The sequence below is a fragment of the Pseudomonas sp. HMSC067G02 genome (assembly GCF_001813485.1).
Taxonomy (GTDB): Bacteria; Pseudomonadota; Gammaproteobacteria; order Pseudomonadales; family Pseudomonadaceae; genus Pseudomonas; species Pseudomonas aeruginosa.
In genome coordinates this window covers 192,885-204,419 of record NZ_KV812717.1, presented here as the reverse complement: position 1 = coordinate 204,419, position 11,535 = coordinate 192,885, and the positions used below count along the sequence as shown (strand labels likewise).

General features: G+C 64.6%; 14 protein-coding genes. 4 read left to right on the top strand and 10 right to left on the bottom strand.

All coding sequences use genetic code 11. The features are described from left to right. Positions 1-102 precede the first annotated feature (102 nt). Genes HMPREF2914_RS25485 through HMPREF2914_RS32005 form a run of 3 tightly spaced genes read left to right on the top strand, consistent with a single transcriptional unit; the run spans position 103 to position 2,308 of the window. Complete coding sequence (locus tag HMPREF2914_RS25485; protein ID WP_306303116.1) at positions 103-915, top strand: TIGR03571 family LLM class oxidoreductase; 813 nt, start codon at positions 103-105, stop codon at positions 913-915. Continuing rightward, the gene (locus HMPREF2914_RS25480; RefSeq protein ID WP_021204042.1) at positions 899-1,786 is read left to right on the top strand and encodes a sugar phosphate isomerase/epimerase family protein; all 888 of its coding nucleotides are present in this window, start codon (positions 899-901) and stop codon (positions 1,784-1,786) included. The genes HMPREF2914_RS25485 and HMPREF2914_RS25480 overlap by 17 nt, the downstream gene beginning before the upstream one ends. Positions 1,787-1,807: 21 nt before the next feature. Next, the gene (locus HMPREF2914_RS32005) at positions 1,808-2,308 is read left to right on the top strand and encodes a flavin reductase family protein (RefSeq protein WP_037510038.1); all 501 of its coding nucleotides are present in this window, start codon (positions 1,808-1,810) and stop codon (positions 2,306-2,308) included. A gap of 83 nt (positions 2,309-2,391) precedes the next feature. Here HMPREF2914_RS32005 and HMPREF2914_RS25470 read toward each other — a convergent pair whose 3' ends face one another. The 9 genes from HMPREF2914_RS25470 to HMPREF2914_RS32845 form a co-directional block, all read right to left on the bottom strand. Then, positions 2,392-4,380 carry a relaxase/mobilization nuclease and DUF3363 domain-containing protein gene (locus HMPREF2914_RS25470; RefSeq protein ID WP_021204044.1) on the bottom strand — a complete coding sequence of 663 codons (1,989 nt, stop codon included), beginning with the start codon at positions 4,378-4,380 and terminating at the stop codon, positions 2,392-2,394. A gap of 436 nt (positions 4,381-4,816) precedes the next feature. After that, the gene (locus tag HMPREF2914_RS25465; protein ID WP_021204045.1) at positions 4,817-5,416 is read right to left on the bottom strand and encodes a S26 family signal peptidase; all 600 of its coding nucleotides are present in this window, start codon (positions 5,414-5,416) and stop codon (positions 4,817-4,819) included. Next, positions 5,413-5,970 carry a DUF2840 domain-containing protein gene (locus HMPREF2914_RS25460; RefSeq protein WP_021204046.1) on the bottom strand — a complete coding sequence of 186 codons (558 nt, stop codon included), beginning with the start codon at positions 5,968-5,970 and terminating at the stop codon, positions 5,413-5,415. The genes HMPREF2914_RS25465 and HMPREF2914_RS25460 overlap by 4 nt, the downstream gene beginning before the upstream one ends. After that, complete coding sequence (locus HMPREF2914_RS25455; RefSeq protein ID WP_031270616.1) at positions 5,967-6,230, bottom strand: hypothetical protein; 264 nt, start codon at positions 6,228-6,230, stop codon at positions 5,967-5,969. Before HMPREF2914_RS25455 ends, HMPREF2914_RS25460 begins: the two co-directional genes overlap by 4 nt. After that, complete coding sequence (gene parA, locus HMPREF2914_RS25450) at positions 6,227-6,865, bottom strand: ParA family partition ATPase (RefSeq protein ID WP_021204048.1); 639 nt, start codon at positions 6,863-6,865, stop codon at positions 6,227-6,229. Before parA ends, HMPREF2914_RS25455 begins: the two co-directional genes overlap by 4 nt. 265 nt (positions 6,866-7,130) lie before the next feature. Further along, entirely contained in the window at positions 7,131-7,976 is an 846-nt protein-coding gene (locus HMPREF2914_RS25445; protein WP_031270617.1) for a replication initiator protein A, read from the bottom strand. A gap of 26 nt (positions 7,977-8,002) precedes the next feature. Next, on the bottom strand, positions 8,003-8,287 hold the full coding sequence (locus HMPREF2914_RS25440; protein ID WP_023083109.1) for a helix-turn-helix transcriptional regulator: 285 nt from the start codon (positions 8,285-8,287) through the stop codon (positions 8,003-8,005). Positions 8,288-8,401: 114 nt separating this feature from the next. Next, entirely contained in the window at positions 8,402-9,172 is a 771-nt protein-coding gene (locus HMPREF2914_RS25435) for a DUF2285 domain-containing protein (protein WP_021204051.1), read from the bottom strand. A 343-nt stretch (positions 9,173-9,515) separates the two neighbouring features. Then, positions 9,516-9,866 (bottom strand): DUF2958 domain-containing protein, encoded by a 351-nt coding sequence (locus tag HMPREF2914_RS32845; RefSeq protein ID WP_021204052.1) that lies wholly within the window; start codon positions 9,864-9,866, stop codon positions 9,516-9,518. Between the two features lie 319 nt (positions 9,867-10,185). Here HMPREF2914_RS32845 and HMPREF2914_RS25425 point away from each other — a divergent pair, with 319 nt between their 5' ends. Next, positions 10,186-10,479: a helix-turn-helix domain-containing protein gene (locus HMPREF2914_RS25425; RefSeq protein ID WP_071533935.1), complete on the top strand. Its 294-nt coding sequence runs from the start codon at positions 10,186-10,188 to the stop codon at positions 10,477-10,479. Positions 10,480-10,797: 318 nt separating this feature from the next. On the opposite strand, the gene HMPREF2914_RS25420 is transcribed toward HMPREF2914_RS25425, so the two are convergent. Further along, positions 10,798-11,112 (bottom strand): DUF736 domain-containing protein, encoded by a 315-nt coding sequence (locus HMPREF2914_RS25420; RefSeq protein WP_021204054.1) that lies wholly within the window; start codon positions 11,110-11,112, stop codon positions 10,798-10,800. Positions 11,113-11,535: the final 423 nt, after the last annotated feature.

Here is an 11,535-nt window from a genome sequence, read left to right as displayed (position 1 = left end):
ACTCAACTACGGAGTCGATCTATCAACCATCTGAGGGTGGTATCAGATTGATGGGGTGAAGGTGCCCCATCAACCATTAAATCCGTATACCCCAACCATTAAATCCGTATACCCGTATTTCTCAATGTCCCGTCTTTTGGCGACGTGGGTCACATCCATGACCTGTGGCCATTCATGGGCTACGTCACGGCACAGACGTCGCGCATCGCGCTCGCAACTGGCAGCGTCATCACCACTCTGCGTCATCCCTTGCTTGTGGCCAAAGCAGCAGCCTCGATCGACCGCTTGTCAAATCAGCGCCTGGTGCTAGGTATCGCCACGGGTGATCGGCCAACAGAGTTCCCGGCCTTCGGTCAGACAATGGATGCGCGAGCCACGTTGTTCCAAGAAGCATTGACTGTGTTGCGTCAAGCCTGGCGTGAGGACTTCCCGGAAATCTCCACGCCCCGAGTGAACTTGTCGGGTGCAGATACGCTGCCGAAACCGGCGTTGAGAGACATTCCCGTGATGGTGACTGGTCATTCACGCCAGTCGGTCGAATGGATTGCCGAGCATGGGGATGGCTGGCTTTACTATCCCCAAAATATCGCGCAGCAAGCCATGACAATCAAGAATTGGCGGTCGCTGACACCAAGATTCAAACCCTTCACGCAATCCTTCTATATTGACCTGTCGGAGAATCCCGATGAACCCCCGTCGCCCATCTTCCTCGGGTTTCGGGCTGGTCACCGATTCTTTACTGACTACTTCAGCCGCTTGCGCGATATTGGGGTTAATCATATTGGCCTCAACCTGAAATACGCGACACGTCCGGCGCATGAGATTGTTCAGGAACTTGGCGAGCATGTCGTACCGCACTTTCCGGCGCACGCTACTGCCCATTTGGAGGAGGCGCAGGATGCTGCACGGTCATAAAATTTTTGCCTGGGATCTCGCTTTTACTTCTTCGGCTGGTACCTATGCCTTCGATGTCCAATGCGAAATGCTGGCTGACATCGGTTATGACGGCCTGACCTATGCCGTCTGGTCAGGGAGCCGATGGGAAACCGCAAAGCGTCTATCCACCGTGAAAGATCGTTTCGGTTTGGAGGTCTTTAGCGTGTATGTGGTGATCGACCTGGATCAGGGCCCACAGCATCCCATCAACGCAGGACTCTTGCGGATGCTTGAGGAGATGGAAGGCGTGAAGGCTGTCAATCTTGGAATCAGGACGGCAGGCCACGGTTCAAATCATCGAAAGGCACCGGACGACAAGGTATTGCAGGACTTCCTTGGTCGGGCACTTGAGATTTGCGCACGGCGCGGAATTAACATCCTGCTGTATTTTCATCTGGGCTTCTGGATGGATCATTACTCCATTGCGGCACAGATCTGCTCGGTCGTGAACCATCCGAATCTCGGCATCGTGTTTCCAAGCTATCACTGGTATGGCTACGAAACCAATGCAGGCAGCCCGACGGAGGGCTATCAGGCAGTAGACCCGACGCCAGCGTTAATGGCGTCAACACCCTTCATGCGGGAATTGACTCTCAGCGGCGCAACCCGCAGCCCACTTGGCTGGAGTCGTATTGCCACTTTCGAGGCGCTCGATGCAGGAGAACTCGACAACTTCGCACTTCTTGGACTTGCCAAGTCGTTCGGTTATACCGGCCCCGTCGGCTATGACGGCACATTGGTCGGGGGGAATCCATACAGCACGCTCAAACGCTCCTATGACGCGATGGACGAGATGTTGGGTTTGCTGACAAAGCACCCTGGTTGGGCCAAGCGTGAAACGCACCCGTAACCTATGATTGAGCGCACCTACATGTCCCAACACCCTTTGATTGCTGCCCAATTGAGGCAGGCGATGCGCGGCGTGGCCTCCACGGTGACGCTAATCACGTCGATCGCTCCCGATGGCCACGGACACGTAATGATCGCCAGTTCATTCACATCAGTCTCACTGGAGCCGCCCACGGTTCTAGTGTGCATTGGTCAGCAAACCCGTATCCATGGGCCGCTGCTGGCTGCTCGACGATTCTGCATCAATGTACTCCGCGCAGAACAGGAGGTACTTGCGGTGCACTGCCGTAGCGCCACGGGGACCGACCGTTTCGATCATGAAGCCTGGCGATTTGATGAAGTCAATGGGTTGCCCTATCTGCAAGGGGCGCAGGCTTCGCTGTTCTGTGAGCTGATTGAACACCATGCAGTCGGCACCCACTCGGTAATGCTGGCCAGTGTCGAGCGTGTGCTCACATCTGCATATGCCGATCCACTCGTCTATCTGGATGGCCGCTTCCGGGCCATAGATCCAACCCGTTGAAGATATGCAGCGAAGAATTTCACAACTGCCTCGGCATATCTCTAGACAGCCTGCCGGGTTATGTGGCTGAGACTCTTCGAGCATTAGCCAATGCCCATTCCCCGCTGCCGTCCGATTTCCCACGCCACGCCGCCACCGCTCACCGTCGCGGCAAGTTGCTGCCCCAGGCGTTGTTCGATCACGGGTTTCCACGGCACCAGCGAGAAGCCCAAGCCATCATCGAGCATCGCGTACCGCCCACTGGCGAGCATGACGTTGCGGCGATAGATGCCGGCCACACGCTGGCCGTCTGTCACGGGCCGGTGCTCCAGGCCGGTTTCAGCGGCAATGTCCTTGGCGACCTGTGACAGCTCCCGGCTGCGCAGCGTGTCCAACAGGTTGCGCGCCAGAATCACGCGCTGTCCGCGTCGCTCGGCCAGACCCTGTTCGGCCAGGAAGTCGGCGCGCTGCTGCATCGCCTGTTTGGCCTCTGCACCAAAGCCCAGATCACCCAGGCCCGAGCCGCCAATCAACTGCTGGTCGAGCCAGGTGGCCCCGATGACGCGCACCTGTCGCTCGATGGGCAGGTGCGATTTCAACTCCACGGCCACGCCGCCCAGACGCTGCGCGTCGTAGCGCCGGCCCTGCTCGGGAAGGTCGCCAGGCACCTTCCATAACCCCTCGGCCATGCGCTCCACGATGCCGGCCCGGCGCAGGGCTTCCAACCTGCGGACATGAGCTGTCACGACCTCTTGCGGGTCACGGCCGGGGACGGCCGGGCCCTGTGCCACCGCCAGGTGGTGATCGGTGCGGTACAGGCCATCGCTCGCCAGCGCGGCGATGTTCCTGTCGGCCGCGCGCACGTCGGCCGATCCCTTCACCTCCACCACGGCCCCGGCCGGGTAGTTCGCCAGCTCGTCGCGGGTGTTGAGCGCGACGTAATGGGCCTTGCCGTCCACGCCGTCGATGACCAGATAGCCTCGGTCGCGCAGCTCGTCGGCCAGCCCCTTCGCTGCAACGCGCCCGAGGATGGTTCGGCCATCGTCTCCCGGCTCGAACACCGCCAGTTCGCGCGGCTCGCCGCGCATGGCCCGCTGCATGGTGCGGATGATGTCGCCACGTTCGCCAAGGGCGCGCAGGGTCTTTTCCGCATCCGCATGGACGGCCCAGGTGCCGGGCTGCGTATCGTCGGCCAGGCCCAGGCGCTGCAAGCGTTGCAGGCGGCCGATCAGCAGCAGGCGCTGGCGTTGCAGCCGGGGTTCGTTGAAGCGTTCGATCTGCACCCGGCCATCCTCGCCGGCCTCGCGTTGCAGGGTGCGGTCGAGGCTCGTCCAGCGCTCCTGTTCCACCTCGCGCTGCAAGGTCTGCTGGATCTCCAGTTCGGTGCGCGGCCCCAGCCATTCGGTCGCCAGTTCGGCGGCGCGATGGCGGAAGCCGTGGGCGATGTAGTCGCCGGCGATGATGAGGTCTTTGCCGGTGTCGTCACGTCCGAGCACGATCAGGTGGGTGTGCGGGTTATCGGTGTTCCAGTGATCGACCGCCACCCAATCCAGCCGCGTGCCCAGGTCGGCTTCCATGCGGTCCACCAGATGCCGGGTGTAGGTGCGAAGGTCGTCCAGTTCGGCGCCGTCCTCGGGCGAGACGATGAAGCGGAAATGGTGCCGGTCGTCGGCGGCCCGCTCCTTGAAGGCGTCAAGGTCGGCTTCGTCGGTCTGCGGCCCGTAGGCCCGGCCCGGTTCGCCGTCGCGGCCCGCGCCGTCGCGCTCGATGTAGCGCAGGTGCTTGGCGAGCGATTGCGGGCTGGCACGCTGGTGATTGACCAGCAGCGTCTTGATGGTCACGCGCCGCGACATGGGCGTCAGCTTCGCGCCCGCGAAACGCGCCGCCGTGTGGCCGCGCCCCAGGCGTGAACCAGGCCGCTGGCCGGCGCGTGCGCCGCCGCCGGCTGCGGAATGACGCATCGAGGACTTGCCGCCGCTGGCCTTGCCCGCCTGCTTGAGCACCTTGGAAACGAAGCTCTGGCCCTGGCCCTTGCCCCGGTTCTTCGGGGCTCTGGGGCGCACGCGGAAATCGTCGTCGCGGCGGTCGGTCATGGCTGCGCTCCTCGCAAGCTACGGCGTGTCCTGTCGTGCAAAGCACGCGGACATGCCTGCATTGGCGCGACCCTCGCGCCCCAAGCGGCACGGCGGCAAAGCCGCTGCGTGCCGCACCACCCCCACGTGCAGACTGGCTTTCGACGCGGCCCGGTGCCGCGTCCTTTTGTCTTGCCTTCCGCCTTTGCCCCTCGCTGGCGCTCCGGGCAGCGGCGGCCCGGCGGCGCTGCTGCGTAAGCAGCCAGCGCACCGGCGAACGCGGACACGGCCGCAGGCCGGGCGCGTTCGAGGCAAGACGCCTGCACATGGGAAGGCAGCGCGAAGTGCAGCGCGGATGCGCTCGCACTGCACGCGCGACGACACGCGGAAAGCCACTGGATCGGCATGCCCGATGGCACGACAAGATGCACGGCAACGTACAGCGAGTCGGCGGCCATCATGGGCGAGCCTCCAGCCAGACCGGATGCGCGACGCCGATCACGGCGGATGCGCTGACCGGCCCGAAATAGCGGCTGTCGAACGACGCTGGATTGGTCACGCTCAACAGGAACAGCTCGCCCGATTCGAGGCGGCGGCAAAGCTGCAAGGATGGCAGCGGCCGGCCCAGCCGGTCGGCAGGCAGCGCGGCGGCCGCAGGCACGCCGTCGATGCGTACCTGCCCGGCGACGATGCAAACGTGTTGCGGCGCGACCGCGCCCACACGTTTGAGCAGCGGAACGCGGGTCGGCAGGTAGCCGCGCTGCGCAGCCAGCATGGCGGCCCTGTCGGGCAGCGGCACCAGCACGATGCTGTCCACGGACAACGGACGTGGCAGCGAGGCGGTGCGCGGGTCGAACGGTTCGATGCGATACCAGCCGACCGCCACGCTGTCGGACGGGTTGTAGGTCAGACGCGGCAGCGGCGACACGAAAGCCGCCCAGGCCAGCGCAGCGAGGCCGACGGCGGCGAAGCCCGCCAGCACGATGCGAACGCGCAGGCGCGAGCGAGGTTGCGGCGCGACTTCGTGCGTGCATGGGGTGTTGGATTGGGTCGTCATGGCAGCGCCTTTCCGGCCAGCCAGGCGGCGTGCCGCTCGGCGGTGTATTCGGGCAGCGCCAGGCGGGCCGCCAGACGGTTGCCCAGCGTGCGCCAGTACGCTGGCGACACGTCGATGGCGGCGATGCCTTGCCCTTCGATGCCGTCGATGCGTTCCAGCACGGCACGCACCGCGTTTTCGCCTTCGGCGTGCAGCAGCAGGCGTGCGCCGGGCCGCACGCCGGGGATGCGCTGCATGTCGTCCAGCGGCGTGGCGGCTTGCATCACCATGAGCTGCCAGCGGATCGTGCCGTAGTCGTTTGCTTCCCAGCGCACGCGGCAGAACATTGCACGCGGCAGGAACACCGCGCAGCGCCGCCAGCGGTCGAGCCGCAACGTGCGTGCCGGTTCGCCGAAACGCAGGTAGAGCTTGAAGCGCGGTTCGATGTAGGCGAGCGATACGCGCGTCAGCGGCACGCTGCCGGCCTGGCCGGCGAGCGTCGAAAGCGAAGGCGGCGGCGCAGCAGCCGGTGCAGCCGTCGCCGCGTGAGCGGCAGGCAAGGCGGATGCGTTCATGGCAGGTTCTCCGGGCGCTTGTCGGGGAACTCCCGTTCCAGCAAGCCGCGCAGCAACTCGGCCACGGTCACGCCCTGGCCGAAGGCGGCGATCTTGATGCGTGCACGTAGCGCGGGCGTCACGTCGAGCGTCAGGCGGGCCGTATAAAGGTCGCCCTTGTTGAGCGCATCGGCATCGCCCTGGCGAATCCACGCCTCGGCGTGCGGATTCGCGGGCGGACGTGCGCCGATGCCGACGCGCTTGCTGCGCGGGATGCTCATGTCGGCCACCGCAGCAGTTCATCGGTGAGCACGGCGATCTCGCGGGCGGCGGCGCTGTCGGGCGCCGTCTCGCGGGCGAGCCGGCCAGCGGCCACGCTGTCGGCGAAGACGATGCGCTGGCGCACTTCGCTGCGCAGCGCCGGCAGCGGCTGTTCGGCCAGCGATTGCCGCGCTTCCCTGCCGATGATGGTGGTGCTGACGCGCCGGTTGATGACGAAGGCCGCGTGCAGCGCAGGCCGGAACACCTGCGCTTCGCGGATCAGCGCCACCATCTCGGCGCTGGCCCACAGGTCATACGGACTGGGCTGCACGGGAATCAGCACGCGCTCGGCCGCCAGCAGCGCGGAACGCGCCAATGCGGCGATGCGCGGCGGGCCGTCGATGATGACGTGATCGGCGCGGCGGGCCAGCTCCGGCGCTTCCTGATGCAGCGTCTCGCGGGCGAGGCCCACGGTGCTGAACAGCCGGGGCAAGCCCTGCTGGCTTCTGCGCTGCGTCCAGTCCAGTGAGGAACCCTGCGGGTCGGCATCCAGCAGGATGACGTGCAGACCGCGCATCGCCAGTTCGCCCGCGATGTGCGTGGCGAGCGTGGTCTTGCCGACGCCGCCTTTCTGATTGAGAAGCGCGAAGATCATGACGCGGCCTCCCATGCTGGAAAGCCGGGATTCGCCTGCCCTGCAAAACGCTGTTCGCTGTGCCGTTTGGCGGTTGTCCACCGAAACGGTGCGCTTCTACTAAAAGTTAGAGATTTATAGTTAGGTAAGTTAGAGAGGCTGAAAACCCGCGCCATTACTGGCTTTGCGGCGTTTTCGTACTCCTGATAGCACGATAGGCGTACTCCCGATAGCACGATACCGGGTACTCCTGATAGCACGAGGCCGTCCACAGCTTTTCCCGCAGTTATCCCCGTGCCGTATGCAGCACGGGCCGGAAGGTCAGCAGTTCGGTGTTGTCGTCCGGCATGCGCTCGATGCCGAGGACGTAGCCGGGTAACGACTGCCGTGCCACCAGCACGCGCAGGTCGTAGGCGAAGTCCGAGAAGCGAGCCGCGCTGCCGGATTTGCGATGCAGATGCCGGAAGTCGAATTGCCAGCCGTGTTCCTGCCGCCCGCCGTGCTTGCGTACCAAGCGGTACAGCCAGCGTTCGATGCCGCCCTTCAAGCGGAAATAAGCCGGGTCGATGGTCAGCACCAGGGCGGCGTCGAGCACGCCGGCATAGAACCAGTCCGGCAGGATCAGCTCGATGCCCAGCGGCGTGCCGCTGGCATCGGCCAGTTCGCGCCATTCGTTGATCCACGAAAAGCGATGCAAGCGCCTGCCCGTGGTTTCTCGGATGGACGTGGCCACACTGGTCGATTGCAGCCGGTCGAGCGCCGCTTTCAGGCGCAGGTAGTCGTTGAGGGATGTGCCGCGCCCGATGAAGCGCAGGATCTCGTAGGGCGTGGCGTGTATCCAGCGCGACGGGCGAATGCCCGCGTCGCGTGCCTCCACGATCTGCGAGGCCGCCCAAATCAAAACGTCGGCATCCCATATCGTGGCGATGCCGTGCTCGGCCGTGCCTTCCACGCGGATGGTGATGTTCCCGCTGCGGAAGTCGATCGGCGCGATGCGCCGCGACTTCGCCAGCGAGAAGAATGGAAAGGCCATCAAGTCCTGGCTGTCGCGTGGCGCCATGTCGCCCGGCAGCGCGCGGAACAGGTCGAGCTGTTCGCACTGCGGCAAGGCTTGCCCTGGAGGGCCGGACATGGCGAAGGCCACCCACGCGCCGACGATCAGCGGCCATCACGGTAGTCACCCGCGTGGCGTTCGGCGTATTCCGGGTCGGATGTAGCCTCGTAGCTGCGCTGGTCGGCCCAGGCATCGAGGTCGCTTACTGCGTACATGACGCGGCGACCGAACTTGCGGAACTTCGGGCCACCGCCGATCACGCGCTGCTTCTCCAGCGTGCGAGGACTGAGGCGCAGATACTCGGCGGCTTCGTCGTTGGTCAGGTAGCGTTGGGGCTGCGAGGGCGCAGCGACAGTAGCGGCGGCAGGCCGCAAGGGAGAGGGTCGCATGGGGTGTACCTCCATCAAGCCCGGCCACACCACGCGGCCGGATAGAGGCACTTTCAAGAAAGCAAGGCTTCTTGCTAAGGGACGATTTGCAGGGGGCGCGAAACGTCCCCCCTCCTAATGCGACGGGAACGGCGGAAGCTGTGCCAGGCGGCGGTAGCCGCCGCGCATCAGCGCATCGCCCCGGCGCACCAAGCGCCGCACGCGGGCACGCAAGGCGCTGTCTTTGTGCCAATCGGCCGCGACGGCATCAACGCCGAACAGCCCCTCGGCAACCTCGCGCAAGGACGCGCCCGCCAGGGTCGCGTCGAGTGCCTGCAAGGTGTGCAGTTCCAGCACTGCGGCGTGCGTGGGCCGCGAGCGGGTCGCCGCCGCAGGCGCGGCCCCGGTTGCAGTGGACAACGCATCCAGCCCAGCCGCCAGTGCGCGATAGCGTGCGCAAGGCGTAGTGCAGCCTCGGATGGCGTAGAGGTAGGCCATTCCGTCGGCCATGCTCGGCGTGAGCGTGAGCCGCACGCAGCAGCCGGGCCATTGCGCCGTCAGCATCAGGCGCTTGCCATCATGGATCAGGTGCTTGCGTCCTGGGACGTTCCAGAACTCGAAGGCATCGGCATCCGGCGGCGGGTCGTCGTCCGGGTAGAGCTGGATCACGCCATCGTGATCGGGGAACCACGCCGGATGTGCGTCGCGCGCATCCAGGGCGGGATCTTCCAGCAGGCGCAAGCCCCAACGATGCGCCGTATCTGGTCGGCGGCGGCGGTGCAGCCAGTCGCGCCGGTAGTCAGGGTTTCGGCGCAGGTACTCCCAGGCCAGCGCGGGGCCGCCCTGGTGCAGAACGTAGAGATAAGCCGCTGTCGGATACCAGTGTTCGACGCTGCGATTAGTCATGACGGAACCTCCCTGTGCTTGGGGTGCGTCGCCTGGATTCCGTCGTGCGGGAGCTATCGAATCACCATCAGGTTGTCATCGAAATCGGGGTAAGCTGTAACTACTGGTGTCAAGACAGATTCGCTCCGGGGCATTGCTGAAATCGTCTGAATGCGACGGCTGCGCCGCCACGAAAATGGTGCGCGGCATGGCGCACGGTGCAGCAGCCCGCGCCAAAGATCATGACTGTTTGCGTCAGAAGCGCACCGCTTCGGTGCAAGGATGTGGATTCAGACCTGCCCGGTCTTGGGTAAGACCGAAATAGTCACGATGCGCCCGTTTGACCCGGCTGCGCTGGCTTGCATCAATCCATGATCGAGCCGTTTTCCTGCGCCAGCCGCACGTATTCCGATAGTCGCCGCGCAGGTTGAAAGTAACTGTCGCGCATCACGGGCCACTTGCACGGCCCGACGATGGCAGCCAGATCGGACAGCTTCACCGTTCCCAAGGCGGGCATCCCGATCCCGAGGTCGATCAGGCCGTAGGCCGTATCGCCATCGGTAGGATCGAGCGCGGCCAGCAACCAGGTCGCGTGCGCGTCCGGGGTGAATAGCCGCACCACGGGCATCGGGTCGATGCTCTGGCCGTTGGCGCGCGCCTCGCCAACGGCGAGCAGTTGTGCGTGCTGTTCGGCAGTGATGAGCGGTTGGGTCATGGTTGGCGCTCCCACGAATCCGACGATGCAAGGAGGAGCCTTCCTGCCAAAACACGGAAGCGGCGAAATGGATGCGTGCTTTCGTGCGAAAGCACGAAGGCGTAAGCCGTCGAATCCGTACAGGCACGGAAGCGCAGAAGCGGAATTGTGCAGGCCATGAAAGACACGGATGTGGCTCCACGGGTTTGAGGAAATCCGCATATGCGGATTTCCGTAAAAGCACGAAAGCGTGCCTCTCAGCCATAAATGAACACTATAGATTGTAGCCCTATAGGGCGCAATGGACTGTCATCTTGGTTTTTATGGGGAAACCAAGTTGGTGACAGCGAAACACTCATTGGCGACGGCGATACGGACAGTCAGGAAGGCGCGGGGCTTGAGCCAGGAAGCGTTTTCGGACGTGTCTAGCCGCACCTACATGAGTTCGCTGGAGCGCGACTTGAAAAGCCCGACCCTGCACAAGCTGACCGAGCTGTGCGAGGTCATGGAGGTGCATCCGCTCACGCTGCTGACGCTGGCCTATGCCGGCGACAGCACGGATAAGACCGATGAGCTGCTGGCGCGGGTACGCCAGGAGCTTGAGGCGGTGTTGAAAGAGCGCAGCACGCCGTAGCGCGCGTCGGCGTGTAAGACTGGATTCCGCAAGCGGAGCGCGTAGCGCCGCAGGCGCGAAGGCGTGAGGGATTGAAGCCGCATGGCCGTGACGGCTTGCCGGCACGGGGCGCAGCCCGAAAGCCCGGCGGTGCTAGCAGCGCCGACACGCCATCTTGGATTTGCCTCCACGGGCATTGAACCTGCTGAATATGACTGCGGCAATACCGGAACCAGAAACGATCGGGCGCGAGCTGACGGTTTCCCGCTGCCGCGTGTTCGGTGCTGCGATAAGCAGCGCTGCACCCCGCCGCAATGGGCGGGATGCTTGGGGTGGCCGTCAGGCCGCTTGCGGCCTGCTGCGCGACCAGATCAGGTCGTGCGTGCCGTCCTCGCCTTCGATCAGGCGGGCATACACCGGCGCCGGGAACGAAGGATCGTCGAGGGTCACGGACAGGTACTCCCGCCCGGCCTCGCTGGTCTTCTTCCACGCCGCGCCGATGTCGTGGCTGGCGGCCTGGAGGCGGAAGTCGGGGGCGTTCTCGCTGTTGCCCTTGTCGTTGGGAACCAGCTTGACCTTGACGTTGAGCGTCAGGGTGCGAAGCGTGCCGGTGAAGCCGTCTTTGTCTGCGGTGAAGGTGCCGATGTTGGCCATGATGTTTTCTCCTTTCGGTTGAACAAGGTTCGCGCCCATCGCGTCCTTGTTGTGATCCGGCCGGCGGGGGACGGGCTGGCTGCACCGCCTGCGGTCGCAACGCAGTGGAGAGCCGGGAGGCGAAAAGAATTTGCTGCGCGAGGAAGCCGCGCAGCGGCGGGGAAATTGTTTTCGCCGGACGGTTGCAGCCATGAAGCCCGAGGCGCAGCCGCGCCCCCGCCAGGATTCACAACGAGACAAGGACGCCTTGGGCCGAACCGCTCCGAAAGAAGATGGGGCCGGCTCGGCATCCCCGCCCGAAGGCTTCTCCGGCTCGCCCGCTGACGCGGGCCAGGTCAACCACCCAACGACAGGCGAGAGCGCCCCTGCCGCACCTTGCGGCGCCGGTTTTGAGGCGTGGCGTGGAAGCTCCATAGCGATGCC

Bases quoted from the DNA above. Each gene is read 5' to 3' on its own strand.
- HMPREF2914_RS25480 (WP_021204042.1), top strand. From the start codon at position 899: ATGCTGCACGGTCATAAAATTTTTGCCTGGGATCTCGCTTTTACTTCT.
- HMPREF2914_RS32005 (WP_037510038.1), top strand. From the start codon at position 1,808: ATGTCCCAACACCCTTTGATTGCTGCCCAATTGAGGCAGGCGATGCGC.
- HMPREF2914_RS25470 (WP_021204044.1), bottom strand. From the start codon at position 4,380: ATGACCGACCGCCGCGACGACGATTTCCGCGTGCGCCCCAGAGCCCCG.
- HMPREF2914_RS25465 (WP_021204045.1), bottom strand. From the start codon at position 5,416: ATGACGACCCAATCCAACACCCCATGCACGCACGAAGTCGCGCCGCAA.
- HMPREF2914_RS25460 (WP_021204046.1), bottom strand. From the start codon at position 5,970: ATGAACGCATCCGCCTTGCCTGCCGCTCACGCGGCGACGGCTGCACCG.
- HMPREF2914_RS25455 (WP_031270616.1), bottom strand. From the start codon at position 6,230: ATGAGCATCCCGCGCAGCAAGCGCGTCGGCATCGGCGCACGTCCGCCC.
- parA (WP_021204048.1), bottom strand. From the start codon at position 6,865: ATGATCTTCGCGCTTCTCAATCAGAAAGGCGGCGTCGGCAAGACCACG.
- HMPREF2914_RS25445 (WP_031270617.1), bottom strand. From the start codon at position 7,976: ATGTCCGGCCCTCCAGGGCAAGCCTTGCCGCAGTGCGAACAGCTCGAC.
- HMPREF2914_RS25440 (WP_023083109.1), bottom strand. From the start codon at position 8,287: ATGCGACCCTCTCCCTTGCGGCCTGCCGCCGCTACTGTCGCTGCGCCC.
- HMPREF2914_RS25435 (WP_021204051.1), bottom strand. From the start codon at position 9,172: ATGACTAATCGCAGCGTCGAACACTGGTATCCGACAGCGGCTTATCTC.
- HMPREF2914_RS32845 (WP_021204052.1), bottom strand. From the start codon at position 9,866: ATGACCCAACCGCTCATCACTGCCGAACAGCACGCACAACTGCTCGCC.
- HMPREF2914_RS25420 (WP_021204054.1), bottom strand. From the start codon at position 11,112: ATGGCCAACATCGGCACCTTCACCGCAGACAAAGACGGCTTCACCGGC.